General features: G+C 65.7%; 26 protein-coding genes and 2 pseudogenes. 11 read left to right on the forward strand and 17 right to left on the reverse strand.

Going from position 1 to position 26,392, the window contains the following annotated elements:
- Positions 1-141: 141 nt before the first annotated feature.
- Positions 142-2,727, forward strand: a complete 2,586-nt coding sequence (locus tag D3874_RS13330; RefSeq protein WP_119778521.1) for a DUF2339 domain-containing protein — start codon at positions 142-144, stop codon at positions 2,725-2,727.
- Here D3874_RS13330 and D3874_RS13335 read toward each other — a convergent pair.
- The 4 genes from D3874_RS13335 to D3874_RS13350 form a co-directional block, all read right to left on the reverse strand.
- Positions 2,712-5,192 carry a calcium-binding protein gene (locus D3874_RS13335; RefSeq protein ID WP_147385655.1) on the reverse strand — a complete coding sequence of 827 codons (2,481 nt, stop codon included), beginning with the start codon at positions 5,190-5,192 and terminating at the stop codon, positions 2,712-2,714. The two genes, D3874_RS13330 and D3874_RS13335, sit on opposite strands and share 16 nt — an antisense overlap.
- Positions 5,193-5,385: 193 nt before the next feature.
- Positions 5,386-5,826, reverse strand: coding sequence for a hypothetical protein (locus D3874_RS28020; protein ID WP_147385656.1), 441 nt, complete (start codon positions 5,824-5,826; stop codon positions 5,386-5,388).
- A 134-nt stretch (positions 5,827-5,960) separates the two neighbouring features.
- Positions 5,961-7,076, reverse strand: a complete 1,116-nt coding sequence (locus D3874_RS13345; protein ID WP_119778524.1) for a 2OG-Fe(II) oxygenase — start codon at positions 7,074-7,076, stop codon at positions 5,961-5,963.
- 109 nt (positions 7,077-7,185) lie between these two features.
- Complete coding sequence (locus D3874_RS13350; RefSeq protein ID WP_119778525.1) at positions 7,186-7,668, reverse strand: chemotaxis protein CheW; 483 nt, start codon at positions 7,666-7,668, stop codon at positions 7,186-7,188.
- 111 nt (positions 7,669-7,779) lie between these two features.
- On the opposite strand from D3874_RS13350, the pseudogene D3874_RS32425 reads away from it, so the two are divergent.
- Together D3874_RS32425 and D3874_RS13360 are read left to right on the forward strand one after the other, a co-directional pair.
- A pseudogene (locus D3874_RS32425) lies at positions 7,780-9,207 on the forward strand (YhjD/YihY/BrkB family envelope integrity protein); the annotation flags it as partial.
- A gap of 85 nt (positions 9,208-9,292) precedes the next feature.
- On the forward strand, positions 9,293-10,225 hold the full coding sequence (locus tag D3874_RS13360; RefSeq protein ID WP_456306410.1) for a saccharopine dehydrogenase C-terminal domain-containing protein: 933 nt from the start codon (positions 9,293-9,295) through the stop codon (positions 10,223-10,225).
- 54 nt (positions 10,226-10,279) lie between these two features.
- On the opposite strand, the gene D3874_RS13365 is transcribed toward D3874_RS13360, so the two are convergent.
- Genes D3874_RS13365 through D3874_RS13370 form a run of 3 tightly spaced genes read right to left on the reverse strand, consistent with a single transcriptional unit; the run spans position 10,280 to position 11,277 of the window.
- Positions 10,280-10,567 carry a DUF4282 domain-containing protein gene (locus D3874_RS13365; protein ID WP_119778526.1) on the reverse strand — a complete coding sequence of 96 codons (288 nt, stop codon included), beginning with the start codon at positions 10,565-10,567 and terminating at the stop codon, positions 10,280-10,282.
- A 30-nt stretch (positions 10,568-10,597) separates the two neighbouring features.
- Positions 10,598-10,789, reverse strand: a complete 192-nt coding sequence (locus tag D3874_RS28025; RefSeq protein WP_147385657.1) for a hypothetical protein — start codon at positions 10,787-10,789, stop codon at positions 10,598-10,600.
- Positions 10,753-11,277: a hypothetical protein gene (locus D3874_RS13370; protein WP_119778527.1), complete on the reverse strand. Its 525-nt coding sequence runs from the start codon at positions 11,275-11,277 to the stop codon at positions 10,753-10,755. The genes D3874_RS28025 and D3874_RS13370 overlap by 37 nt, the downstream gene beginning before the upstream one ends.
- A 435-nt stretch (positions 11,278-11,712) precedes the next feature.
- Between D3874_RS13370 and D3874_RS13375 the strand changes: the two genes are divergently transcribed.
- On the forward strand, positions 11,713-12,243 hold the full coding sequence (locus tag D3874_RS13375) for a hypothetical protein (protein WP_147385658.1): 531 nt from the start codon (positions 11,713-11,715) through the stop codon (positions 12,241-12,243).
- 53 nt (positions 12,244-12,296) lie between these two features.
- Here D3874_RS13375 and rpsI read toward each other — a convergent pair whose 3' ends face one another.
- The 3 genes from rpsI to D3874_RS13390 form a co-directional block, all read right to left on the reverse strand.
- On the reverse strand, positions 12,297-12,809 hold the full coding sequence (gene rpsI / locus D3874_RS13380; protein WP_119778529.1) for a 30S ribosomal protein S9: 513 nt from the start codon (positions 12,807-12,809) through the stop codon (positions 12,297-12,299).
- A gap of 3 nt (positions 12,810-12,812) precedes the next feature.
- Positions 12,813-13,271 carry a 50S ribosomal protein L13 gene (gene rplM, locus D3874_RS13385; RefSeq protein ID WP_119778530.1) on the reverse strand — a complete coding sequence of 153 codons (459 nt, stop codon included), beginning with the start codon at positions 13,269-13,271 and terminating at the stop codon, positions 12,813-12,815.
- A gap of 162 nt (positions 13,272-13,433) precedes the next feature.
- Entirely contained in the window at positions 13,434-14,042 is a 609-nt protein-coding gene (locus tag D3874_RS13390) for a glutathione S-transferase family protein (protein WP_119778531.1), read from the reverse strand.
- 91 nt (positions 14,043-14,133) lie between these two features.
- Here D3874_RS13390 and D3874_RS13395 point away from each other — a divergent pair, with 91 nt between their 5' ends.
- Positions 14,134-14,928: an enoyl-CoA hydratase gene (locus D3874_RS13395; protein WP_119778532.1), complete on the forward strand. Its 795-nt coding sequence runs from the start codon at positions 14,134-14,136 to the stop codon at positions 14,926-14,928.
- A gap of 139 nt (positions 14,929-15,067) precedes the next feature.
- Here the strand turns inward: D3874_RS13395 and thiS are convergent, their stop codons facing one another.
- Complete coding sequence (gene thiS, locus D3874_RS13400; protein ID WP_456306411.1) at positions 15,068-16,057, reverse strand: sulfur carrier protein ThiS; 990 nt, start codon at positions 16,055-16,057, stop codon at positions 15,068-15,070.
- Between the two features lie 156 nt (positions 16,058-16,213).
- Here thiS and D3874_RS13405 point away from each other — a divergent pair, with 156 nt between their 5' ends.
- From D3874_RS13405 to accC, 4 genes are all read left to right on the forward strand, one after another.
- On the forward strand, positions 16,214-18,178 hold the full coding sequence (locus tag D3874_RS13405) for a PAS domain S-box protein (RefSeq protein WP_119778533.1): 1,965 nt from the start codon (positions 16,214-16,216) through the stop codon (positions 18,176-18,178).
- Between the two features lie 105 nt (positions 18,179-18,283).
- Positions 18,284-18,742 (forward strand): type II 3-dehydroquinate dehydratase, encoded by a 459-nt coding sequence (aroQ, locus tag D3874_RS13410; protein ID WP_119778534.1) that lies wholly within the window; start codon positions 18,284-18,286, stop codon positions 18,740-18,742.
- 40 nt (positions 18,743-18,782) lie between these two features.
- Positions 18,783-19,232: an acetyl-CoA carboxylase biotin carboxyl carrier protein gene (gene accB, locus D3874_RS13415; RefSeq protein ID WP_199699052.1), complete on the forward strand. Its 450-nt coding sequence runs from the start codon at positions 18,783-18,785 to the stop codon at positions 19,230-19,232.
- 15 nt (positions 19,233-19,247) lie between these two features.
- Positions 19,248-20,600 (forward strand): acetyl-CoA carboxylase biotin carboxylase subunit, encoded by a 1,353-nt coding sequence (accC, locus tag D3874_RS13420; RefSeq protein ID WP_119778536.1) that lies wholly within the window; start codon positions 19,248-19,250, stop codon positions 20,598-20,600.
- A 114-nt stretch (positions 20,601-20,714) separates the two neighbouring features.
- Here accC and D3874_RS13425 read toward each other — a convergent pair whose 3' ends face one another.
- Together D3874_RS13425 and D3874_RS13430 are read right to left on the reverse strand one after the other, a co-directional pair.
- On the reverse strand, positions 20,715-22,004 hold the full coding sequence (locus D3874_RS13425; RefSeq protein ID WP_119782282.1) for an alpha/beta hydrolase: 1,290 nt from the start codon (positions 22,002-22,004) through the stop codon (positions 20,715-20,717).
- A gap of 121 nt (positions 22,005-22,125) precedes the next feature.
- A complete protein-coding gene (locus tag D3874_RS13430) occupies positions 22,126-22,410 on the reverse strand; it encodes a CopG family ribbon-helix-helix protein (RefSeq protein WP_119778537.1) in 285 nt (94 codons plus the stop codon).
- Positions 22,411-22,563: 153 nt separating this feature from the next.
- Here D3874_RS13430 and aat point away from each other — a divergent pair.
- Positions 22,564-23,216 (forward strand): annotated as a pseudogene (gene aat / locus D3874_RS13435) (leucyl/phenylalanyl-tRNA--protein transferase).
- On the opposite strand, the gene D3874_RS13440 reads toward aat, so the two are convergent.
- The 4 genes from D3874_RS13440 to cobU form a co-directional block, all read right to left on the reverse strand.
- Entirely contained in the window at positions 23,165-23,719 is a 555-nt protein-coding gene (locus tag D3874_RS13440) for a DUF2155 domain-containing protein (protein WP_233559937.1), read from the reverse strand. The pseudogene aat and the gene D3874_RS13440 sit on opposite strands and share 52 nt — an antisense overlap.
- A gap of 9 nt (positions 23,720-23,728) precedes the next feature.
- A complete protein-coding gene (gene mlaD / locus D3874_RS13445; protein ID WP_119778538.1) occupies positions 23,729-24,220 on the reverse strand; it encodes an outer membrane lipid asymmetry maintenance protein MlaD in 492 nt (163 codons plus the stop codon).
- Entirely contained in the window at positions 24,217-24,642 is a 426-nt protein-coding gene (locus D3874_RS13450; protein ID WP_338016718.1) for an NADH:ubiquinone oxidoreductase subunit NDUFA12, read from the reverse strand. The genes mlaD and D3874_RS13450 overlap by 4 nt, the downstream gene beginning before the upstream one ends.
- Positions 24,643-24,728: 86 nt before the next feature.
- Positions 24,729-25,238, reverse strand: a complete 510-nt coding sequence (cobU, locus tag D3874_RS13455; protein WP_119778539.1) for a bifunctional adenosylcobinamide kinase/adenosylcobinamide-phosphate guanylyltransferase — start codon at positions 25,236-25,238, stop codon at positions 24,729-24,731.
- 54 nt (positions 25,239-25,292) lie between these two features.
- On the opposite strand from cobU, the gene D3874_RS13460 reads away from it, so the two are divergent.
- Positions 25,293-26,225, forward strand: a complete 933-nt coding sequence (locus D3874_RS13460; protein ID WP_338016719.1) for a LysR family transcriptional regulator — start codon at positions 25,293-25,295, stop codon at positions 26,223-26,225.
- Positions 26,226-26,392: the final 167 nt, after the last annotated feature.

Consider the following 26,392-nt stretch of genomic DNA (forward strand, 5'->3'; position numbering starts at 1 on the left):
GAGGTTGCGTGGTTCGACAGGCTCACCATGAGGAAAATCTTTTTGCCACGAAGACTCCCCCTCATCCTGAGCCTGTCGAAGGGCCAACACACCAACAGGCTACGGTTTGTAGCGGTTAAGCCCTGATCGAGAAGAATTCTGATGGATGACGGTTTCGCGCTGTTGGTCCTGCTGGCCGGCTTCTTCCTGCTGGGCGTGCCGGTGATCGCCATCATGGCGCTGACGCGGACCTCGACCCTGCGGCGCGAGCTGGAGCAATTGCGGGCAACGGTCAAGGCACTCGCCCCGCAAGGCACACCCACAGTGGCAACCCCGCCCGTCGAGGCGCCGCCGCCGGTCGAGATCGTCGTGACGCAAGCGCCGATCTTGATCGACCCGCCCCGGCCGACGGCGGTGCCGGCACCGATCACCCCGATCCCGCCCCGGGAGACGCTGGAACAGCGCCTGGGCAGCCGGGCCTTTGCCTGGGTGGGCGCACTGGCAGTCGCACTCGCCGGCATTTTCCTGGTCAAGTATTCGATCGACCAGGGCTATCTCGAGCCGCCGGTGCGCGTCACCCTGGCCGGCATCCTGGGCATGGTCATGCTGATCGCGGGCGAATGGCTGCAGCGGCGCGACCCGCGCATTGCCCAGGCCGTCTCGGCCGCCGGCGTCGCCGTGCTGTTCGCGGCCCTGTTTGCCGCCGTGGGCCTCTACCAGCTTCTCGACCCGGCCTTTGCGATGCTCGTGGCGGCCGGGTTGACCGCGCTGGCCGTCTCGCTGTCGCTGCGCCAGGGGCCGTTCGTAGCGCTGCTGGGCCTGGTGGGCGGCACGGCGGCGCCACTGATCCTGGGCCAGGGAACCACCGGGCCGTGGCTGCTGTTCGGTTATCTGCTGGCCTTGACCATCGGCGTGCTGGTGGTGGTGCGCCATCGCGGCTGGTGGTGGCTGGGCTGGTTCGTGCTGGGCGGCGCCACGGTCTGGCCGTTGGCCGTGTTCGTTCCTGGGCGCGACGCCGACATGCCCCTGGCCGCGGCGGCCTACCTGCTGGGCGTGACGGGCGCTTTCATCTGGGCCACCTGGCACCGGCTGCACCTGGCCGACACGCCGGACGAGGACGCCGTCGACCCGGTGCAGACCCTGGTCTGGTCCATGGCGGGGCTGACCGCGCTGCTGGTCGCGACCTCGGTCGCCCAGGCGGAATTTGCGGCGCCGGCCTGGGCCTTGCTGGTGTTGCATGGGGCGCTGCTGTTCTGGGCCGCCCGCTATATCCCAAGCTTCACCTACGTCGCCGTCCTGCCGGTGCTGGCCAGCCTGGGGACCTTCCTCGACTGGCGAACCACCTTGGGGCTGGCCGATCACGCCTATTTCGCCTGGACCGCACTGGTGGTGGCGGGGCTGACCAGCGCCGGGGCCTTCGCCCTGGTGTGGGGCGCCCTGCGGCCGGGCTTCTGGGCAGCGCTGTCGGGCCTCGCGGCCCTGCTGCATTTCGGCATCGTGGTCGCAACCTTGTGGGAATCGACCGTCGTGCTGCCCTGGGGCCTGATCAGCGTGCTGCTGGCCCTGCCGTTCCTGGTCGCCGCCGAACGGCTCGCCCGCTATCGCCACGCCATGGCCGGCGCCGGCGAGGCGCTGGGCTTCTTCGCCGTGGCGGTGACCTTCTTCGTGAGCCTGGCCGTACCGCTGGAATTGCGCCGCGAATGGGTGACCATGAGCTATGCCATCGAATTGCCGCTGGTCGCCTGGATCGCCTGGAAACTGGACCTGAAGATCCTGCGCTGGCTGGCCGGGCTGCTGGCCGTCACCGTCACCATCAGGCTGGTCTTCAACCCCTATGTCCTCGACTACGAGGTCGGCGCCAATCCCTTCGTGAGCTGGGTCCTGTACGGTTACGGCGTGCCGATCGCCACCTATTGGGTGACGGCGCGGCTGCTGCGGCGGACCGCGGTCGACGCCCTGGTGCTGTTCGTCGAGGCCAGCGTCCTGGCCTTCGCCTTCCTGCTGCTGACCATGGAGGTGCGCGCCATTTTCAACCCCGACGGCCTGGGCCAGGAACGCTATGGCGTGATGGAACGGGGCTGGATGGCGGTGTCCTGGGGCGCCCTGGCGTGCAGCCTGATCTATGCCGCCTGGCAGCGCCCGGCGCCGGTCCTGGTGTGGGGCTGGCAGGTGATCGGCGGCTGCGCCGTCGCCCTGGCGGTGCTGGGCCAGACGGTTTGGTTCGACACGCTGTTCGCCGACGGCAGCATCGGCACCACGCCGATCTTCAACGGCCTGCTGGTCGGCTTCGGCCTGACCGCGCTGCTGGCCGCCGTCGCCACCTGGATGCTGGGGCGGATGGGCGCGCGGCGCGGCGCCGCGATCGCCGGTGTAACCGCCCTGGTGCAGAGCTTCGCCCTGCTGTCCTACGAGATCCGCCACTGGTTCAATTTTGCGCAAAGCCGCCTGACCGACGGCGGCATCACCGATGCCGAGCTCTACACCTATTCGGTGGTGTGGCTGGTGTTCGGCGCGGCCCTGCTGCTGGCCGGGATCTTCACCGGCAGCACGGTGCTGCGCTATGCCTCGCTAGGGGTCCTGGTGCTCGTCGTCGGCAAGGTGTTCCTGGTCGACATGTCAGGCCTCACCGGCCTGCTGCGCGTCTTTTCCTTCCTGGGCCTTGGCGTGTTCCTGCTGGCCCTGGGCTTCATCTACCGCCGCTATGTCTTCGCCGCCGATGCCGAGGGGCAAGCTCAGACAAAGACATAGTCTTCGGTGTGGACGGGGGCGGCATTGGCGAAGGTGATGACCTCGGTGATGGCACCATTGGCCGAGGTGACCTGCCAGTTGGTGGCGTCGAGCTGGATGAAGGTGGCGCCCGCCGCCTCCGTGCCAAAGCCCGTGAAGCGGAGCCTGTCGCCCGTCGAGGCGCCGTTGCCGTCGAAGTCCAGCACGGTGTCGCCATTGGCCTGGCCGGCGGCGAAGATGAACAGGTCGTTGCCGGTGCCGCCGGTCAACATGTCGGCCCCAGCCCCGCCGTTGATCGTGTCGGCCCCGCCGCTGCCGTTGATGACATCCACCCCGCCCAGGCCCGACAGGGTATTGGCCCCGGCGCCGCCGGTGATCGTGTTGTCGCCGGCATTGCCGGTGCCGGCAACCGATTGGGACGTGGTGATGACCAGGTTCTCGATACCGCTGGCCAGGGTCCAGGCGACGATGCTCTGCACCGTGTCCATGCCGCCGCCGCCCGCCTCGCTCACCACGTCGGTGACGCTGTTGACGACATAGGTATCGTCGCCCGTGCCGCCGCGCATGTCGTCGTCGCCGGTGCCGCCGTCGATCACGTCGTTGCCGGCCTCGCCCATCAGCAGGTCGTTGTCGCCGCCGCCGGTCACCGTGTCGTTGTCGTCGCCGCCCTTCAGCGTATCGGCGCCGTTGCCGCCGATGATGGTATCGTCGCCACCCATGCCGTTCAGACGGTTGGCGATATTGTTGCCGGTCATGGTGTTGGCAAGGCCGTTGCCCGTGCCCGTGGTGGTGACGGAGCCGAGCTGGACCAGGTTTTCGATCCCCGCCTCCAGCGTGTGACTGGCCGAGGTGCGCACCGTGTCGATGCCGCCCCCGCCCGTCTCGTCCACCACGTCGCCCGGGTTGTCGACCGTATAGGTGTCATCGCCCAGGCCGCCGATCAGCGTATCGGCCCCGCGCCCGCCCGACAGCGTGTCGTTGCCGTCGTCGCCGCGGACCACGTTGGCCGCGCTGTTGCCCGTACCGGTGAAATCGCCGGCACCGGCATAGGTCAGGTTCTCGAAATTATTGGCAAGGGTGAAGCTGTCTAGCCTGGACATCACCGTGTCCGCGCCCTCGCCGCTCTTCTCGGTCATGTTGTCGCCGAGATCGATGTAATAGGTATCGTTACCCAGGCCGCCCACCAGCGTGTCGTTGCCGCCGTTGCCGTCCAGCGTGTCGTCGCCGCTCTCGCCGGTGAGGGTATTGGCGGCACCGTTGCCGGTGATCTCGTTGTCGGCCGCGTTGCCGGTCCCCTTGATGACCGAGGCACCGGTCAGGATCAGGTTCTCGAGATTGGCCCCCAGGGTAAAGGCGAGGTTCGAGCGAACCTCGTCGATACCCTGGCCGGCGCTTTCGGTCACGGTATCCCCAATGTGGTTGACGATGTAGGTATCGTCGCCCCCGCCGCCCACCAGCGTATCGGCCCCGGCCCCACCGTCCAGCGCGTCGTTGCCGTCACCGCCCGCCAGATTGTTGGCGTTGCTGTCGCCGGTCAGCGTGTCGCCCGCATTGGATCCGATCAGATTCTCGAAATTCGAGATGGCGTCGCCGGTGGCCTCGCCGCCGGCCGCCGTGCCGGCCGCGAGGTCGACCGTGACTCCGGTACTGCTTCGGCTGTAATCCAGCGTGTCGATGCCGTCCGCGCCGTCCAGCGTATCGCCGCCGGCGCCGCCAGCCAGCACATTGGCGTTGCTGTCGCCGGTCAGCACGTCGCTGAGGACGGAACCGATCACATTCTCGAAACTGGAGATGATGTCGCCGGCCGCATCGCCGCCCGATGCGCTGTTGCTGGCGAGAAGAATGGTGACCGCGCCGGTGCTGGTGGCGTAGTCCAGCGTGTCGATGCCGTTGCCGCCGTTGAGCGTGTCGCCGGCCCCGCCCCCGGCGACCGTGTCGTCGCCGTCGCCCGCATTGACGCTATCGATGCCGCCCTGGGTGCGAATGACATTGTCGCCGTCGGTGCCGGTGATGGTGTCGGCGCCGTTGCCGGTGACGACATTCTCGAAATTGGTGAAGCTCTCGTCGAAGTTGGTGGTGCCGGCCGCGAGGTCGACGACATAGGTGCCGTTCCAGGTGGTCGTATTCACCGTGTCGCTGCCGGTGCCGCCGTCCAGGAATTCGTTCACCCCGGCGGTCAGCCCGGCATAGACGAGGTCGTCGCCCGCATCGCCGTAATAATGCCCCTCGCCGCCCGAGTGAAGGATGTCGTCGCCGGCGTCGCCGTGGACCGTCTCCTCGGTGCCCTCGCCGCCATAAAGCGTATCGTTGTCGGCACCGCCGTTGACCGCGTCGATGCCCGAGCCGCCATCGATCAGGTCGTTGCCGTCACCGCCGTTGATGATGTCGGCGCCGCCCTGGCCGAACAGCGCATCGTCGCCGGCGTCGCCGTTGAGCGTGTCGGCCCCCATGACCGGATTGGTCGCGTTGGTCGCGTGGCCTGACACCGAGACATCGAGGATGAAGTTGCTGTTGTCGGTGAAGGTCGAGCCCGGCCCGCCGCCGAAGGGGCGGACATTGATGTAGTAGATCCCCGCCGCTGTTGCCGTATAGGTGAGGTAGGGTCGTAGGACGACGCACTGCCCGGGCTGCCGGGGAACGAGCCCAGGCCGCCGTCGGTCACCAGGCTGTCGTCCGCCGTCAGCAGGATAGTGCCGCCGGCGCTCTGCAGTTCCACGACCAGGTCGCGCGTGGTGCCGATCGGCGTGTTGCTGGCAAAGTCGAGGTCGACCCTGATCGTCTCGCCCGCGCCGATCGCGACCCTGAAGAATTCGCTCTGGCCGATCGTCGATTCGACGATCGCCGTGGTATGGGGAATGCTGCTGTCGCCAAACAGCGGATTTTCCGAGGTGTCCAGGTGCTGGTCAGCGTTTCCAGGTTGAAGGCGGTGGCGATGGAGCCATTCAGGTAGGACGCGTTGGGGATCCAGGTGTCGCTGCTGTCGCCCATCACCCAGTCGTCGCCGCTGCCGGCGTTGACCGTATTGTTGTCGGTGCCGGTCGACCCCTTGTAGGCGATGACGAAATCGTCATTCGCCGTCCCGGTCATCGGCTGCCCGTTATAGATGTAGCTGACCGTCATCGCGGCTCCCCCCAGATGCTTGGCTCTTCACCGTCGCGGTCGCGCGTTGGCCGGCAGCCCCACCCTATTGAGCCTGCACTGGAAGTGCGACAAATACTGTGAGCACCGTCACAAACAGCCTGCACCGCGGCCTTCTAGGGCCGATAGGCCCCCACGGCCTCGTCCAGGAACTTGTTGTTGGCCTCGCGCAGGGCCGCCGCCGCCTCGTCGTAGAGGAACGGCAGGAAGGCATAGCGCTTGCCGGCGCGCATGGGCGAGACGGCGTGGAGCAGCGAGCAGGAGAAGATCACGGCGCCGCCGGGCGGCGGCTTGAACGAGCGCGGGCCATATTCGGGGAAGCTGATCTCGCCGCCCTCGAAATCGGCATTCAGGTTGATCGAGACCGCGAAGCGGCGATGGGCGGTGCCCTTGGTGGTGTTGTCGCGGTGCGGGCGGAAGTGACCGGCGGTCACGCTGTCGTAGCAACCGATCAGGTAGCGCTCCATGCGGGTTACCGTGAACTGGTGCACCTTCTGGATTTCAGGCACGATGCGGCGCACGACCTTGCGCTGGAGCAGCTGGCGCAGTTCCTCGCTCTCGATCGTATAGTCGCTGCGCCGCTTGTGGCCGAAATCGGTCACCAGGACGGTCTTGCCGCCCTCCTCGCGCATGAAGCCCGATTCCTCGCCGCCGTGGCTCTCGTAGAGATCGACCAGTTGGCGGCACAGGTCTGGCTCGAACACGTCGGGCAGGAAGAGGATCGGGGCCTGCAGGGTGATGCCGGCGAAGCGGTCGACCGGCGGCAGCGCGGCAAGATAGGCCGCCACCTCGTCGCCGTCGCCGCCGTCCTCGCGGAAGGGCACGATCGCCCGCACCCGCAAGGTGGGATCGACAATCACCCACAGGCGCCGCAGCGAGATGGAACTGCCCTCGGCATCGACCGGCGCCGCCCCGTAAAGCCGGCTGACCGAGGCATCGAAATCCCAGATGAAGCGGATGCCCGGCAGGCTTTCGGCGACGCGCGCCTTGGCCTGGTCCTGGGCATCGACGCTGATGCCGAAGAAGGCGACCTTCTCGTCATCGAACAGGGCGCGGTGGCGGGTGAGGATGGCCATGGCCTGGGCACCGCGGGCATCGGCGGCCGAGCCGTGGAAGCACAGCACGAGGTAGCGCCCCGCCGCGGTATTGAAATTATAGGCCGGGTTGCTGGTCGAGGCCTGGCGGAACGATGGCGCCGGATCACCAACCTCAATCCTGTTGTACTTCGGCATCCCCGCTCCCTGCCCCTGTGCCGGGCCAGAATAGCGCAGCGGGTTGTCCCAGGTCCACAGGGCACCCGTTCACAGGGCACCCGTCCACAGGGCACCCGGGGCGGGGTGGTCAGCCCTCGGTCATCATGATGCGATCGATCTTGAGCACGATCAGCAGGCCGTGTTCCAGGCGGTAGACCCCGTCGGCCAGGTGGCGCCAGCGGGCATCGAGCGTGGGCGGGTTGGCTTCGAAGGCGTCACCCGAAGGCTCGATCACCTCGCCGACCGCGTCGACCAGCAGGGTGTAGGTCTCACCGCGGTGGCTGACGGTGACACCCACCCGCTTGGCGCCAACGGGGCCGGGCGGCAGGCGCAGCACCTCGCGCATGTCGATGGCGGTGACGATCTTGCCGCGCAGGTTGATCAGGCCGGCGACCTCGCGGGCGGCCAGCGGCACGCGGGTGATCTTCTCGGGCACCACGATATCGTGGACGTCGAGAATCGGCAGGCCGAATTGCTGCCCGTCGACAGTCATGGTGACGAACTGCCGCCCTTCGCCCGCCGCCTTGGTTTTCGCCTGGAGTTCGCTCTCCCGGGTCGCTGCTCGCGCCATGCCATGCTGCCTTTATGGTTCCGCACCAAGGTTGCCCCGGCGCGGTTAATGCCGCGTTAGCGTCGCAGCGGCACTTGCGGGCTTGACCGCGGGTCCGTCGGCCCGGCAATCATGGGAAACCATGGCCGATGTCGAGATCGAGGCCGGCCGCAGCGGCCCGCCCCCCTCCCCAGCCCGACTTGGGCCCGTCCTGCGCGTGATCCTCGCCCCCCTGATCATGGGCGGCAGGGTCATCGGGCCCTGGTGCGCGCCATTGCCAGGGGCAGCCGCGAGGATGCGACCCATCTGGCGGCCTATATCGCCTTCACCGGCCTGTTGTCGCTGTTTCCCTTCCTGATGGCCCTGGCCGCCCTGGGCGGCGAGCTGGGCACCGGCCACAGTGCCGAACGCGCCGTGCAGACGCTGTTCGCGCTCCTGCCCGAGGATGTCGCCAAGCCGCTGGCGCCGGCCGTGCGCCAGGTGCTGTCGTCCGGCGCCAAGTCGGACATCCTGACCATCGGCCTGGTGGTTGCCCTGTGGACGGCCTCGAACGGCATCGCCGCCCTGCGCGTGGCCCTCAACCGGGCTTACGGCGCCGTCGAGCATCGCGGCTTCGTCGGCGTCTCGGCCCTGCAACTGGGCCTGGTGCTGCTGGGCGCCGTGGTCATGATCGGGCTGTCCTTCGCCGTCATCCTGGGGCCGCAGGTGTGGGACTGGCTGGTCAAGCCCTATGCGCCCAAATCCTGGGGCCGGCCCCTGTGGGATGTCGCCCGCTATGGCACGGGCACCTTCATGGTCCTGGCCTCGCTGGTCTTCATGCACTGGCTGCTGCCGGCGCGGCATTTGAAATTCCGCCTTATCCTGCCCGGTGCCGCCTTGACAACATTGGGCTGGATCGGCCTCGCCAGCCTATTCTCGCTGTTCCTGCGAAATCTCGGTAACTACAGCGTCACATATGGCAGCCTCGGCTCCATTGTCGTGGTCCTGGTATTCTTCTATGCCAGCGCCACGCTTCTCTTGGTCGGCGCCCATTTCAACGTCGCCCTGTTCAGAATCGAGCCTTCGATACCTCCCCTGCCCAAGGGCGGCCTTACATTCAAGGCCGTTACCGAGTATAGCCTTCGCGCGATACGTTCGAGATTTAGGAGAACTACCCCCATGGACCACCAGAAGAAGCACGTCGCCTTTGCCGGCCGGCTCGTGATCGTGGGATTTGGATCAATCGGCCAAGGCGTGCTGCCCCTGCTGCTGCGCCACATCGACATGCCCAAGGACCGCATCACCATCGTCACCGCCGAGGATCACGGCGAGAAGATCGCCGACGCGATGGACGTCACCTTCCTGCAGGAGATCCTGACCCGCGACAATTACCGCAGCGTGCTGGAGCCGATGATCGGCGAAGGCGATTTTCTGCTGAACCTGTCGGTCGACGTTTCGTCGCTGGCCCTGATCGAACTGGCACACGAGCGCGGCGCGCTCTATCTCGATACCTGCATCGAGCCCTGGCTGGGCGGCTATACCGATACCTCGCTCAGCGCCTCGGCCCGCTCGAACTACGGCCTGCGCGAGGGGGCGCTGGCCCTGAAGGCCAGGTTCGCGCCCGGCGGGCCGACCGCCGTGCTGACCCACGGCGCCAATCCCGGCCATGTCAGCCACCTGGTCAAGCAGGGCCTGCTCGACATTGCCGCCGCCACCGGCGCCCCCGTCGACCCCCAAGGACCGCGCCGGCTGGGGCCTGCTGGCCCAGAAGTTGGGCGTGAAGGTCATCCACGTGGCCGAGCGCGACACCCAGAAGGCCAATATTCCCAAGGCGATCGGCGAATTCGTCAACACCTGGTCGATCGACGGCTTCGTCGGCGAAGGCTGCCAGCCGGCCGAACTGGGCTGGGGCACGCACGAGCGGCATTTCCCCATCGACGGTGGCCGCCACGAGATCGGCAAGGGTGCCGCGATCTATCTGCATCGCCCCGGCGCCTCGGTCCGGGTGCGCACCTGGACGCCCAAGGAAGGCCCCTTCCACGGCTTCCTGATCACCCATTCGGAGGCGATCTCGCTCTCTGATTTCCTGACCGTCGAGGAAGCCGGCAAGGTCACCTACCGGCCGACCTGCCACTATGCCTATCACCCCTGCGACGATGCCGTGCTCTCGGTCCACGAAATCGCCGGCAAGAACTGGCAGATGCAGGCCACCAGGCGCCTGATGTCGGACGAGATCATCTCCGGTATCGACGAGTTGGGTGTCCTGCTCGCCGGCCACGCCAAGGGTGCCTACTGGCTGGGCTCGCAGCTCGACATCGAGACCGCGCGCGATCTCGCCCCCTACAACAGCGCGACCTCGCTGCAGGTGACCTCGTCGGTGCTGGCCGGCGTAGTCTGGGCGATCGAGAACCCGCACGTCGGCATCGTCGAGCCCGAGGACATGGACTTCCGCCGCTGCCTGGAGATCGCCGGCGAATACTGGGGGCCGCGCGTGGGCGCCTTCACCGACTGGACCCCGCTCGACCACCGGGCCGAACTGTTCCCCGAAGACCTGGACCCCAGCGACCCCTGGCAGTTCAAGAACATCCGCGTCGGCTGAGACGCGGCGGTTCCCGCGACGAAAGGGCCCGGGCAAACCCCGGGCCCTTTTTCGTCAGCGCGGCGGCAGGCGGTCGCGGATTTCGCCCAGGCGGCGGAAGGTCTCGAAGGCCAGCAGCACCATTTCGCTGCCGATGCGCACGCCGATGATCCCCAGGACGAGGTAGACGAAGGCCAGCACCAGCGTCAGCAGGCTGAAGCCCATGCCCGTGATGCCGAGGCCGGTCACCAGGGTGAAGAGGAAGCCCAGCACCACCAGCACCAGGCCGATGAAGTAGAAGAACTTGACCACTTTCGGCGTGATGAACTCGTCGAAGCGCAGCCAGGTGTTGATGTCGAACATGAAGATCTCCCCTTTCAGATCGCTGTTACGTCAAGTGGCGGTGTAATAGGCATTCACGACCGAGGCCATCAGCGCCGCCCCGATCGCCCCGACCAGCACCGCGATCAACTGGAAGATCGCCAGGCCGACGATGCCGAGGCTGACGATCAGCGGGCTCAGAATCAGGCCCACGATCATCATCACGATCACGATCGGGATGATGATGAGGATGACACTGCCCACGATACTGCCGAAATAGGGTGCGGTCGCATTGAAGCTGGTGCCGGGGTGGTGATCTTGCCCAGGGCCAGATCCTCGAAGAAGAAGGACAGCCGGACAGCGATGATGATGATGGCGATGCTGACGATCAGGCCGACCAGCCCCATGCCGGCGACCGCGCCGGCGCTGGCCCCGCCATCGCCGGCACCGACCAGCAGGCTGACCACGGCGCCCGGCAGGATGCCGATGCCCAGCGCCCAGATCAGGAACAGCCGCTCGCTGGCCGACGGCGCCAGGGGCAGGACCATGGCCACCCGGGTAAAGCCCGAGTTGACCGCCCGAAACCAGGCAATATTGACGCAATAGGCGAAGGCCCCCGCGGCCAGCGAGAACACGATCCCCACGAGCGAGCCCACAAAGCCGCCGATGAGGCCGGCGACATAGGTACCGACGATCGCGATGACACCGCCGATCAGGGCCGGCACGATCGCCACCTTTACCCAGTCGTTCACATGCGCCAGCAGTTCGCGGTAGCCCCGACGGCGGCGTCGACAACATTCGGCTTGGTCATTTTGTGCCCCTACCCCTGTGATTGAGGCGAAGTCTAGGCGAAATCGGGCGCGGGAATAAGGGGAGAGCGCCACAAAAGGTGATGAAGATCACTCAGCCGGATGGAGATGGCGTCTCGGCGGAACGCCACGCGCCCCACTCAGGATAGCGCGCTCTATCATCAAGGGAGCAATCCGCTGAATACACCTAAAGATTGCTATCCTGGCTCACAGGTTCTATCTTTGTTCCGGATCTGTTTTCCGAAAGGCAAAAACATCGATACGTCATCCCGCGAAGGCGGGGATCCACTGTTGTGACAGGCCGGGTCCGCTCCAGCATGCCCCTGCGGTGGATCCCCGCCTTCGCGGGGATGACGCGCCTTCATCAGGGAACTCGCAATGTCTTTTCCATATTCTATCGTGCCGGTGCTTGATCGCGCATTGCGCTCTGCCCGCGAGACAAAACTGTACGATGAAGCTTTGATTATTTGCGATGGCTACTGCAACGACAATCCAACCGACGCAAATGGTTACTCTGCGCGGTCAATTCTTCTTTCGATGAAAAAGGATCCCATGAGCGCGCTCGCGGATCGGGATCGTGCCATCCGCTTGCGTGCCGGCGCACCGGCTGCGGGCGATTACTCGTCACGCGGCCGGCTACTGATGGAATTGCGGCGCTGGCGCGAGGCGATTGAGGCTTGGAAAGCCGTTTCGGCTCTCGACCATACCGGCTGGTTCGAGTCGTACCCGGCGCTGATGCAGGCTGAATGCCATCTTTTGCTGGGCGAGATCGAGGCAGCCGAAGCCATTTGTGAAGAGATCCCTGACGATTACACCTTCCCCGGCTTCCGTGGACTCCTCGCGGGCTCGAAATTCGAGATTCTCGACGACATCGCCACCATCCGCCGCGGCCGGCACCCGCGGCCATGAAAAAGGCCCGGCAGTTGCCTGCCGGGCCTTGATCGGATGAGCCTTGCGGCCGGTCAGCGCTTCGAGAACTGGAAGCTGCGGCGGGCCTTGGCCTTGCCGTACTTCTTACGCTCGACGGTGCGGCTGTCGCGGGTCAGGAAGCCGCCGGCCTTCAGCACGCCGCGCAGTTCCGGCTCCTGGTAGGTCAGGGCCTTGGAGACGCCGTGACGGACAGCGCCCGCCTGGCCCGACAAGCCGCCGCCCGAGACGGTGGCTTCGATGTCGTACTGGCCGACGCGGTTGGTCACCTGGAACGGCTGGTTCAGCAGCATGCGCAGGACCGAACGGGCGAAGTAGGTCTGGATGTCGCGGCCGTTGACCGTGACCTTGCCAGTGCCGCGCTTCACCCAGACGCGGGCGACCGCGTCCTTGCGCTTGCCGGTGGCATAGGTGCGACCCTTGGCGTCGACGGCCTTCTTGGCCTCGAGCTTGCTGTCGGCGGGACGGGCCGCGGCCTGACCGGTGGTCAGGGTGCGCAGATCCTGGAGCGTGCGCGGGGACTGATGGGGAGCCTGGTTCTCGGCCATGGCTTACCTCTTGTTCTTCGGGTTCAGGGCGCCGACGTCCAGGACTTCGGGCTGCGAACCGGCATGGGGATGAGCGGTACCGGCATAGACGCGCAGATTGGACATCTGCTGGCGCCCCAGCGGGCCACGGGGGACCATGCGCTCCACGGCCTTCACCAGCACCCGCTCGGGATGCTTGCCGTCGAGGATCTGGCCCATGGTGCGGGACTTGATGCCGCCGGGATGGCCGGTGTGCCAATGGAATTCGCGGTTCTCACGCTTGCGGCCCGTGAACGCGACCTTGTCGGCGTTGATCACGATGACGTTGTCGCCCATGTCGACATGGGGCGTGAAGGTGGCAAGGTGCTTGCCACGCAGGCGGTTGGCGACGATCGAGGCGAGACGGCCGACGACGAGACCCTCGGCGTCGATCAGCACCCACTTCTTCGTTACCTCCGCAGGCTTTGCGGAAAAGGTCTTCATTTATACCAAACCTCGTGTAGCCGGGCGCAGGCCCGGCGGGAGGCCGGCATATAGACAGAGTAGCGGCGCGAAATCAAGCGCCTTGGCGTCAACAAAATCAGCCACTTATCGCAACGGTATTATAATACCGCTGCCCAAGTGGTTGATTTCTATAGGGCGCCCTCAGGCCGGTACGTTGATACCACTCTGCACCGCCGGGCGGGCGTATACCCGCTCCAGCCAGGCCGACACGCCCTTCAGCCCGTCCATGTCGACCCCCAGGAAGCCGCCCAGCTTGGTCCAGGGGAAGGCCGCGATATCGGCGATCGAATAGTCGTCCCCGCCCAGGTAGGGCACCTGGGACAGGCGGCTTTCCAGCACGTTGAAGATGCGGGCCACCTCATTGGTGAACCGCTCGACCGCATAGACCTGGGGCTCGCCCTGATAGTTCCGGAAATGGAACAGCTGGCCCATCATCGGCCCGATCGAGGCCATCTGGAAAAACAGCCATTCGAGCTGGGCGGCCCGCGCCGGGCCCGAGGGGCTCAGGAACTTGCCGGTCTTCTCGCCCAGATAGATCAGGATGGCGCCCGATTCGAAGACCACCTGGCCATTGTCCCGGTCCTTGATCACGGGGATCTTGTTGTTGGGGTTCATGGCGAGGAATTCCGGCTTGAACTGTTCGTTCTGGCCAAGATCGATCGAATGCACCTCGTAAGGCAGCCCGCATTCGTCGAGCATGATCGAGACCTTGCGGCCGTTGGGCGTCTTGGCGGTGTAAAGATCGATCATCGGCTAATTCCACTGTGAGCGAACAGGCGCTAAGCCTTGCCCGATGCGGATCGTGCCGCCAAGGTCAAAAGCGATAAGGGAGGCTTATGCAATGAATGCAGCGGTAGAATCACCCCTGGTGACGCGCCACGATGCCGGCGGCATCACCACCTTGACCATGAGCCGGCCAGCCTCGCGCAATGCCCTGTCCATGGCGATGATGGCGGCGCTGATCGAGGCGCTCGATACGGTGGACGCCGATCATGCCGTCAAGGTCGTGGTCCTGGCGGCGGAAGGGCCGGCATTCTGCGCCGGTCATGATCTCAAGGAATTGCGCGCCATCGGCCGCGACGGCGCGGCGCTGGCCGCGGTCTTTGCCCGCTGCAGCAGCTTGATGCTGCGCATGCAGTCGCTGCGCCAGCCGATCATTGCCCGGGTCCATGCCATGGCCACCGCCGCCGGTTGCCAGCTCGTCGCCACCGCCGACCTGGCGATCGCCGCGGATAACGCCAAATTCGCCACGCCGGGCGTCAATATCGGCCTGTTCTGCTCGACCCCGATGGTGGCGCTGACGCGCAACGTGGGGGCCAAGCAGGCGATGGAAATGCTGCTGACCGGCGAGGCGATCGATGCCGCCACGGCGCAGCGCTACGGCCTGATCAACCATGCGGTACCATCGGGCGAGCTCGACGCGGCGATCATGGCCCTGGCCGCGAAGATCGCCGGCAAATCCCCCCTCACCCTGAAGATCGGCAAGGAAGCCTTCTATACCCAGGCGGGCAAGACCACGTCGGCCGCCTATGAATACGCCTCGGCGGTGATGACCCAGAACATGCTGGCCCGCGACGCCCAGGAAGGCGTCGGCGCCTTCATCGACAAGCGCGAGCCGGTCTGGACGGGGTGCTGATTGCCGGGCTGCCGGGCTGGCAGATCCGCCTTGCGTCCTTCGACAGGCTCAGGATGAGGAAGCTTTTTTTGGCATAAAGACTCTCCTCATGGTGAGCCTGTCGAACCACGCAAACCTGCCGCCCCAGTCCCAAAAGCTATCAAATCAACCCCGCCAAAGGCGACGACGGGTCGGCGTAGAGCTTCTTGGGCATGCGGCCGGCGCGGTAGGCCAGGCGGCCGGCTTCGACCGCGGCCTTCATGGCCCGGGCCATCAGGATCGGGTCCTTGGCCTCGGCGATGGCCGTGTTCATCAGGACGCCGTCGCAGCCCAGTTCCATGGCGACCGCCGCATCGGATGCCGTGCCGACGCCGGCATCGACCAGCACCGGCACCTTGGCCTCCTCGATGATGAGGCGGATGCCGACCGGGTTCTGCACCCCCAGGCCCGAGCCGATCGGCGCCGCCAGGGGCATGATCGCGCAGCAGCCGATCTCCTCCAGGCGCTTGGCCATGATCGGGTCGTCGGAACAGTAGACCATCACGTCGAAGCCCTCGGCGACCAGGGTTTGCGCGGCCGCCAGGGTCTCGACCATGTTGGGATAGAGGGTCTTGATGTTGCCCAGCACCTCGAGCTTCACCAGTTTCCAGCCGCCGGCCTCGCGCGCCAGGCGCAGGGTTCGCACCGCCTCGTCGGCGGTATAGCAGCCGGCCGTGTTGGGCAGGAAGGTGTAGACACGCGGGTCCAGGTAGTCGACCAGCATGGGCGCCCCCGGCGTCGCCAGGTTGACCCGGCGCACGGCGACCGTGACGATTTCGGCGCCCGATGCCTCGATCGCGGCTCTTGTCTCGTCGAAATCCTTGTACTTGCCGGTGCCGACCAGCAGGCGCGAGCTAAAGCGGCGCCCGGCGACCACGAAGCTGTCCTGATCGGCGGCGACGGACAGGTTGCCGCCACCGATGAAATGCACGATTTCCAGGCGGTCGCCCTCGGCCAGTTCGACCGCGGCAAAGGTCGAGCGCGGCACGATTTCCAGATTCCGCTCCACCGCCACCTTGACCTGGTCCAGGCCCAGGTGCCCGATCAGCCCGGCAACCGTCACCGGCCCATCCAACGCCATCGCGTCGCCGTTGACCGTGATATTCATCATCTGCTGCGCCCCTATCGACTCCTGGCGCCACATATAAGCGATCCCGCCGCCCGAGTTAACCTTCCGGTCAGGTCTTTCGGCGACGCTGTCGTGAGGTAGAACGCATAGCTTACCCATCGCCGACAGCAGGGACGGCCCAAGCGGCCGCTGGAACCCGTGGAACGCAACGCCATACAACTGAAAGCAGTCATCGATACTGCCGTCGACGGCATCGTCATCATCGACGAGAACGGGCTGATCCAACTGTATAACGTTGCGTGCGAGAAGTTGTTCGGCTACCCGGCGGCCGAGACCATCGGCCACAACGTCCGCATGCTGATGCCGGCGCCCTATCGCAGCGAGCACGACGGCTACCTCCACAACTACCGCACCAGCGGCGTGCGCAAGATCATCGGCATCGGCCGCGAGGTGATGGGGCAGCGCAAGGACGGCTCGACCTTCCCCATGGAGCTGTCGGTGGGCGAGGCCGTGGCCGACGGCGCCAAGCTCTATGTCGGCATCATCCGCGACATTTCCGAGCGCAAGAAGGCCGAGGAAGCCCTGCGCACCTCGGAAGAAACCATGCGCGCGCTCATCAATACCGCGGTCGACGGCGTGATGATCATCGACGACCAGGGCCTTGTGCGGATCTACAACCCGGCCTGCCAGCGCCTGTTCGGCTATACCGCCGAGGAGGTGATCGGCAACAACGTGCGCATGCTCATGCCCGCCCCCTACCGTGCTGAACATGATGCCTACCTGGACAACTACCACAACACCGGGCAGCGCAAGATCATCGGCATCGGCCGCGAGGTGGTCGGGCAGCGCAAGGATGGCACCACCTTCCCCATGGAACTGTCGGTCGGCGAGACATTCGCCGAGGGCGAGAAGCTGTTCGTCGGCATCATTCGCGACATCACCGAACGCATTCGCGCGATCGAGGCGGTGACCTCGGCCCGGCAGGCGGAGGAGGCCAACCGGGCCAAGTCCAACTTCCTGGCCACCATGAGCCATGAACTGCGCACCCCCATGAACGGCATCCTGGGCATGACCGGATTGCTGCTGGACACGCCCCTGAGCACCGAACAGCGCAGCTATGCCGAGGCGGTGCAGAATTCGGGCGAGACCTTGATGACCTTGCTCAACAACCTCCTGGATCTGTCCAAGATCGAGGCCGGGCGTTTCGAGCTCTACGATCGGCCGTTCGACCCGGTCGACGTGCTGGACGGGATCGCCGCGATCTGGGAGACCCAGGCCCAGCGCAAGGGCCTGGATTTCTTCGTTTCCAAGGATCTGCGCGGCATCCACCAACTCGTCGGCGACCCCGATCGGCTGCGGCAGATCCTGGTCAACCTGGTCTCGAACGCGGTCAAGTTCACCTCGGCCGGTTTCGTCGCTCTGCGGGTGAAGCGCGAGACCGGCATCGGCCCCAAGGTGCTGCTGCGCTTCGAGATAAAGGATTCCGGCATCGGCATCGACGAGGAGGTACAGGGTCGCCTGTTCCGCAAGTTCGAGCAGGCCGATGCGGCCATCGCCCGCACCTATGGCGGGTCGGGCCTGGGCCTGGCGATCTGCCGGGAAATCGCCGGGCTGATGGGCGGCGACATCGGCGTAACCAGCCAGGCGGGCCGGGGGTCGACCTTCTGGGCAACCTTGCCGTTCGACATGGTTCAGGTCGAAGCGTTCCCGGAGAACACCGCCGCCGGCGCTCCCTCGCGCCAGGCGTTCGCCCCCGCCGCGACCGGCCCGTTGAGAATCCTGATCGCCGAGGATCACCCCTATAACCAGAAATTGATGGTGGCACGGCTCGGCGGCACCGGGCATCGCGTCACCGTGGCCAACAACGGGGTCGAGGCCGTCGAACGCGCGGGCAACGAGACCTACGATCTGATCCTGATGGATGTCCGCATGCCGGAAATGGACGGCATCGAGGCGACGTCGCATATCCGCAAGCTGCCGCATCCCTTCGGCGCCGTGCCGATCATCGCCGTTACCGCCCACGCCATGCGGGGCGACCGCGAGCGCTATATCGAAGCCGGCATGGACGATTACATTTCCAAGCCGGTGGACTTCGCTGCCCTGTCCCAGTTGATCGACAAGGTGCTCGAGCGCCACCGGCGGGTGCCGGTCCCGGCCGATTGAGGCGGCAACTGCCGGGTTTGCACCTGCTGGCCGCTGGCTGTAAGGTGCCATCGCCGCGGGCATGGCGATTCCCGGCGGACTTGCCACTAACAAGCCGGGGGGGCGATGCGGCCGATCGTTCTGGTGCTGAATGGACCCAACCTCAACCTGTTGGGACTCCGGGAACCCCACATCTATGGCCGCGACACCCTTGCCGGGATCAAGGCCATGGTCGAAGCCTGGGGCGAAAGCTTCGGCCTCGAGGTCGAATTTCACCAATCAAATCATGAAGGTGAGCTGATCGACTGGATCCATGCCGCGCGCGGCCGCGCGGCGGGAATCATCATCAATGCCGGCGCCTTCACCCACACCTCGATCGCCCTGATGGATGCGCTGCTGGCGTCCGAAGTACCGGCCATCGAGGTACATCTGAGCAACATCTTCCAGCGCGAGGCCTTCCGGCATCACTCTTATATCGCACTTGCAGCAAAGGGTGTGATATGTGGCCTCGGCGTTCAGGGTTATCTGCTGGCTCTGGAGGCAGTGAAGGGTTTGATCGGCCAGGATCCGCCCCCACGGAACTAACCGGCACCACACGCCGGATTAAAATCGGAGATTCCTTTTGATGGCGAAAATGTCGCTCGACAAGACGCTTATCCGCGAGCTGGCCGAGTTGTTGGCAGAAGCCGATCTGACCGAAATCGAGGTCAGTGAAAATGGCCGTTCCATCCGTGTCGCCCGCCAGGTGACGGTCATCGCCGGTGCGCCGGTTGCCGCCATGGCGCCTGCCGCCGCGGTCGCGGCCTCGACCGGGGCGGGCAATCCGCCGGCCCAGCCCGCCGGCACGCCGGTGACCTCGCCCATGGTCGGCACCGCCTATACGGCGCCCGAACCCGGCGCACCCGATTTCATCAAGCCGGGTGACCGGGTCTCGAAGGGCCAGACCCTGCTGATCGTCGAGGCCATGAAGACCATGAACCCGATTCCCGCGCCCCAGGCCGGGACCGTGGTCAAGGTCGCGGTGGCCAACGGCCAGCCCGTGGAATATGGCGAGATCCTCGTGATCCTCGAGTGAGGTTGAGGACACCCCATGTTCGATAAAGTCATGATCGCCAACCGTGGCGAGATCGCCTTGCGGATCCATCGGGCCTGCAAGGAAATGGGCATCTCGACGGTGGCGGTCCATTCGACCGCCGACGCCGATGCCATGCATGTCCGCCTGGCCGACGAGAGCGTGTGCATCGGCCCGCCGCCGTCGAACAAGAGCTACCTGAACATCCCGGCGCTGATCTCGGCGGCCGAGATCACCAATACCGACGCCATCCACCCCGGCTACGGCTTCCTGTCGGAAAATGCCAACTTCGCCCAGATCGTGGGCGAGCACGGCATCACTTTCATCGGCCCCAAGCCCGAGCACATCCGCGTCATGGGCGACAAGATCGTCGCCAAGAAGACGGCCAAGGAACTGGGCATCCCCGTGGTGCCGGGCTCGGAAGGCGGCGTGACCACCGAGGAACAGGCGATCGAGATCGCCAGGGAGATCGGCTTCCCGGTCCTGATCAAGGCGGCCTCGGGCGGCGGCGGCCGCGGCATGAAGGTCGCGCGCAGCGTCGACGAACTGGCCGTCGCCCTGTCGACCGCGCGGTCCGAGGCCAAGGCGGCCTTCGGCGACGACGCGGTCTATATCGAGAAGTACTTAGGGCAGCCCCGGCACATCGAGATCCAGGTGATCGCCGACAGCTTCGGCAATGTCGTGCATCTGGGCGAGCGCGACTGCTCGCTGCAGCGCCGCCACCAGAAGGTGCTGGAGGAAGCCCCCTCGCCCGCCCTGAACGTCGACGAGCGCAACCGCATCGGCAATGTCGTCGCCGACGCCATGCGTAAGCTGGGCTATCTGGGCGTGGGAACCGTCGAGTTCCTGTACGAGAACGGCGAGTTCTACTTCATCGAAATGAACACGCGCCTGCAGGTCGAACACCCGATCACCGAGGCAGTAACCGGCATCGACGTGGTGCGCGAGCAGATCCGGATCGCCGCCGGCGCGCCCCTGTCGTTCAGCCAGAGCGATATCGAATTCGCCGGCCACGCCATCGAGTGCCGGATCAACGCCGAGAACCCGGTGACCTTCACCCCGTCGCCCGGCCAGATCCTGGACTATCACCCGCCCGGCGGCCCCGGCGTGCGCATCGATTCGGCCGCCTATACCGGCTATCGCATCCCGCCCTATTACGACAGCCTGATCGGCAAGCTGATCGTCCACGGCAAGACCCGCAACGAATGCCTGATGCGGCTGCGCCGGGCGCTGGACGAATATGTCGTGGGCGGCATTGAGACGACGATCCCGCTGCACCAGCGCCTGATCGGCGAGCCCGACTTCCAGAACGGCGACTATCACATCCACTGGCTGGAACAATTCATCGCCCGCACCACCAAGGCGGAGTGAGGCGCAGGCTCAACCCTCGTCGGTTTCGGGCGGTGCGATATCCGCCCGAAGCGAACGCTGGTAGACCAGACCAACGCCGAGGGCCCGGCAACTGACGCGATTGACCCGGAGTCCTCATCCCTGCAAAAATTGTAGAAGCAAGCGGCTGACCTCCTCCGGCTGCTCCTGCTGTACCCAATGTCCGGCACCATCAACCAGATTAGTGCTCCGCCAACGAGTACACGCCACGGTTTGCATTCTCTCGAAGGCACCCGGATTTTGGTAGATACCCCAATCGCTCTTGCCAGCAATGTAGCAAGCGGGCACATCGATCGTACGGCCCGAAAACATCTCGAGCTCCGCCGTGTATTTGCCTTCAGCGCAGCGATACCATTGCAGTCCACCCTGAAATCCGGTCCGACCAAATTCGCGAGCGTACACGTCCAATTCGCCCTCGGTGAGCCACTTGCATGAGTCGATTTCTTGAGCTGATGGCATTTCTTCTGCAACCGTCTCAGCCATCCCTTTCCCGAGATCCATAATGTAATAGGTGGGCATTTTTGCCAGCTCGCTGGCCGTGAACGCGGTTAGTTTGAACGGCTGGTTTTTTTTCCAATCGGCGCTCTTGAAATGATAATATGCGCGCATGAAAGCGTGGATTCCTTGCGGGGCTCTCCACATATTTTCATTGGCCTCGCGTGTTCGGAAATATTGTTGATAGTGCTTTCGCGGTCGGTCTAGCTTTGCGAGGTCTTCAAAGATTTTTGAGGCAGCGGGCGCAACGGCCGGTGCCGTTGTATCGGCCGTATTGAACGGTAGTGGAGGCGAGCCACCAAATGGGGCGCTCATCAGGGCTACCGAACGGAACACGTCGGGGCGGATAATTGCGCAATATGCCGCGACTGGTGAACCGTAGTCATGTCCAACAACCGCGGCCACGGAGCGATAGCCCAGTGCCGAAGTTAATCCCAATGCATCTCTGACAAGGTTCGGAATGCGAAACGAGTCGAGATCGCCATCATACGCGTCATCCCACCCCGTGGTGCGTCCATAGCCCCGTTGATCGGGGGCAACGACGTGATACCCGGCGGCGGCCAAAGGCGGCATTACCTTGCGCCAACTGTAGGCGAGCTCCGGGAAGCCATGCAGGAGCAGGATACACTGGCGTTCCTTGGTCTCAAAACCGGCTTCTAGTACGTGCATCGCAAGACCATTGATGTTGGTGACAATGCGGGAGCGGACACCGGACGGGAGCGTGGAATTTCCGTAGGGCGGCAAGGTAGCTACATCTGTGCGAACGATGGCTGCGCGGATCCGATTTTGGGCGGCTGCCAAATCGCTTGCGGCCGCAGCAGAGACGCCTAGGCGAAGTCTCCGACGTGAAATGCTTGGCTTGCTGTCGGTAGTCGCCCTTTCGGTGTTCATCTCTTTTCTCCTCAAGTTGCCCGCGCGCGTTGCCTCGGCCTTCCAGAAAGACAGCCGCGTAATAGCGGCGGAACCAGCCCATATCCTCAAGGGCGGTGTCGAGGTAGACAACTTCCATCCGTCAACGGCGCTTCAGCGAGATGGCGGGCTTGGGCGCCGGCACTTCACCAGGGGTGTCCCAGCTTTCCATCCACCGGTGAACGGCCCCTTGCGACACGAACATGCCTTCGTCGGCCTTCGCGACGGCGTCTTTGGCCATCTGGCGCTTAGCTTCCGTGCTGGCCCGCAGATTCTCGATCGCCTGCGTGGCGATCCAGGCGGCCGAGCGGTCCTGCCGTTCGGCCTCGCGCTCGAGCCACGCCTTAAGGTCAGGATCAAGGCGCAAAGAGAAGCGGGAACTGGACATTGCGACCGACTTCCTTCGCTGGTCTAAAGCGTCAGACAATGTCCGACATTGTACGCCACTGTCCGATGGCCTCAACCCAACGGGCCGCCCTGGTGGGTCCTGCGGCATCCTTCGGCTGTAAATGCGACAAGGGCTCCGCTACGCTTGCGGCCGATGACAGAACTCACCCCCGCCCTATTGCTGCGTGCCTATGCCGCCGGCATCTTCCCGATGGCGGACCACGTCAAGGATCAGGAGCTGTTCTGGGTCGATCCCGATTGGCGCGGCGTCCTGCCGCTCGACCGTTTCCATATCCCGCGCAGCCTGGCCAAGGTGGTGCGCAGCGACCAGTTCCAGGTCACCATTGATCGTGACTTTGCCGCGGTCATCGCCGCTTGCGCGGCCTCGGCCCCGGGCGCCGGTCGACCTGGATCAGCCACCGCATTCGCGCCATGTACGAGGCGCTCTATGAACAGGGCCATGCCCACAGCGTGGAAACCCGCCTCGACGGCCGCCTGGTGGGCGGGCTCTACGGCGTGCGGCTGGGCGCCGCCTTCTTCGGCGAGAGCATGTTCAGCCGCGAGACCGATGCCTCGAAGGTCGCGCTGGTGCATCTGGTGGCGCGCCTGCAGGTCGGCGGTTTTCGCCTGCTCGATACCCAGTTCGTCACCAGCCACCTGATGCGCTTCGGCGCGGTCGAGGTCCCGCGCGAGACCTATCGCAAACGCCTGGCCGACGCCGTCGGCGGTTCGCCCGGCGAGTTCTTCGCGATGCCTCAGGGACTGCCGGGGGCCGCGGTCTTGCAGGCGGTGACCCAGACGTCATAGACCGGATGCTCGAGCGCCGACAAGGCCGGGCTCGACGCGAACATCCAGCCGGAAAAGACGGCGACCGCCGGCTGGCCGGGCGGGGTATCGGCGATTTCCAGGAAGGCCGAAGCCTCGGGCTTCTCGTCGGGCGGCGGGATCACGCATTTGCGCACGCGGATCGTCAGGGTCCCGAAGGTCGCCGTGCCGTCGAGCGGCACCTCGATCGTCGAGATACGGGCGGTGACCTTGTCCAGGCCCTGCAGCACGACGCCGACGACGCGGCCGGGCGTAGCGGGCAGCACGGGGACGGCGACGCCGCCGGCGGCGGGCGGCGGCGGGGGCGGCACCTCGGCGTCGCTGGGGACATCCTCGACCGGCGGGGCCGGGTCGGCAGGCTCGACCGGTTCGGCCGGCGGCGCGGCATCGCCCGGTGCCGGGGCCTGTGCCCAGCCGGAACCGGCGCCCAGCAGCGCAATCGCCGTCACCAGGGCAAAGGTGGTCGTCGGCCGCCTGCTGCGCACAATGATGCCTTAGGGGTTGGCCGGCGCCGGGGCCGGGCTGCCGCCGCCGGCGTTGCTGCCGTCGGCCGAACCGAAGACGGCACGGCTGATCAGCCCCATCAGGTCGACCGAGCTCTGCGTGTATTTGATCTCGCCGCCGGCCTGCAGCGGCTTGTCGCTGCCGCCCGGCTCGATCGCGATATAGGCGCCGCCCAGCAGGCCCTCCGAGGCGATCTTGGCCGAGCTGTCGTCAGGCAGTTCGATGCCGGCGGAGATGCTGAGGTGGACGGTGGCGCGGTAGGTCTTGGGGTCCAGGAGCTGGGCGGTCACGCTGCCGACCTTGATGCCGCTGATGCGCACGTCGGCCCCGGTCGGCAGGCCGTCAACCCGATCGAAGCGCGCCACCACATCGTAACCGCCACCGGTCCTGGCGCCGACATTGGTATAGGCGAAAATGAGAAACACCGCGGCCACGCCGATGACGACGGCGCCAATCAGGGTTTCGACCAGGTTCGAACTCATGGACTTGAACTTCCCTCGGCTTTGCGGCGGATTCGAGGCCGATCAGACCGGCGTCCAGGGCTCGTAGTCGCCGGTGGCGCGGGCGCGATGACCCGCGGTCGCCAGGCTCCCGGGGGGTGGTAGGCCGCGGCCGTACCGGTCAGGTTGGGCTGGTGCGGCTTTTCCCAGGTCTTCACCGGCAGCGGCTGTTCCGAGGGCGGCAGCGCGCTCATACCATGGAGCCAGGCATGCCATTCCGGCGGGATGCGGGTGGCATCGATCTCGCCGTTGTAGATCACCCAGCGGCGATCGCCGCCACGCTCGCGGTAATATTTGTTGCCCTGATCGTCCTTGCCGACGGCCTCGCCCTTGCGGCTGGTGAACCAGGCGGTCCCCAGGGTCGAATCGTGCCACCAGGTCAAGGCGCGCAAAAGGAACTTCATGGCCTGTCCGAACAGTGAAGGGTGTCTTGGCTTGTCCGCTCTTCTACCCTGCCAGGGGCCGGTAACGCAAATGCGAAACCCGGCCGTCACTTCAGCGTAAGAGGCAGGCCGGCCGCCAGGAACAGAACCCTGCCGGCGCGCGCGGCCAGGCGTTGATTCAGGCGCCCCGCCTCGTCGCGGAAGGCGCGGGCCAGGGCGTTGTCGGGCACGATGCCCAGCCCCACCTCGTTGGCGACCAGCACCACCGGCGCCGCGCGGCGGTCGAGCGCCGCTTCCAGGGCTTCGATGGCCGCCGTGATACCGTGCTCACCCAGCATCAGGTTGGTGAGCCAGAGGGTGAGGCAATCGACCAGGACCGTGGCCCCGGCAGGCGCGGCATCGAGCGCGCCCGCCAGGTCGAGCGGGGCCTCGACCGTCTGCCAGCCGTCGGCACGATCGGCCCGATGCCGGGCGATGCGCGCCACCATCTCGTCGTCAAAGGCCTGGGCCGTGGCGACATAGACCCAGGGCGCCGGGCCGGCGGTGACCAAACCCTCGGCATAGCGGCTCTTGCCCGATCGGGCGCCGCCCAGGACGAGCGTGAGGGGAATCGACATGGAGACTTCCAGCTTGGCTGCGCGCCCTTATAGTTTCGCACGAGACAGTGCGAAATGGCGAAGACACCGCCGGCAGGGCTGATGATCAACAAGCTGGAATTTCTTCTCGCCCTGTCGCGGGAACGCCACTTCGGCCGTGCCGCCGAGGCCTGCGGCGTCACCCAGCCGACCTTGTCGGCGGGGTTGAAGCAGATCGAGGGCGAATTGGGCGTCCTGCTGGTGCAGCGTGGCTCGCGCTTCCAGGGCTTCACGCCCGAGGGCGAGCGCGTGCTGGAATGGGCGCGCCGGCTGGTGGCCGATTCCCGGGCCATGTTCCAGGAGGTCGCGGCGATGAAGCAGGGCCTGGCCGGCCACATCAAGATCGCGGCGATCCCCACCGCCCTGCCGATGGTGCCCCTGCTGACCACGCCGTTCCGGGCGCTGTACCCGAAGGTGAATTTCACCATCCTGTCGCGCACCTCGGTCGAGGTCCTGGGCCTGCTGGAAAACCTGGAGATCGACGCCGGCCTCACCTACCTCGACAACGAGCCGCTGGGCCGGGTCACCACCGTGCCGCTCTATGACGAGCACTACCGCCTGCTGACCGCCCCGAACGCGGCCCTGGGCGACCGCGAACGGGTCACCTGGGCCGAGGTCGGCCAGGTGCCGCTGTGCCTGCTGACCCCCGACATGCAGAACCGGCGCATCATCGACCGCCTGCTGCGCGCGGCAGGCAGCGTCCCCTCGCCCACACTCGAGTCCAATTCGATGATCGTGCTCTTTGCCCATGTCCGCACCGGCCAATGGGCCAGCGTCATGCCGGCCAAGCTGGCGGATGCCCTGGGGCTGCCCGATCATGTGCGCTCGATCCCCATCATCAGCCCCGATGCCGCCCATACCATCGGCCTGGTGGTGCCGCACCGCGAGCCGATGACGCCCTTGACCGCCGCCCTGGTGCACCAGGCCCAGGTGATCGCGCCGACCATTCCCGATGACGACGTGGGGTAATGGCATCGATACGGTGCGTCCTTCGAGACGGCCCTCCGGGCCTCCTCAGGATGAGGAAAATCTTTTTGACATTAAAGACTTACCTCATCCTGAGGAGCCGTCGAAGACGGCGTCTCGAAGGACGCACAGTGCTGATCCATCTGTTATCCTCGACGGCGTGATAGGGG

The sequence above is a fragment of the Oleomonas cavernae genome, assembly GCF_003590945.1.
GTDB classification, from domain to species: Bacteria; Pseudomonadota; Alphaproteobacteria; order Zavarziniales; family Zavarziniaceae; genus Zavarzinia; species Zavarzinia cavernae.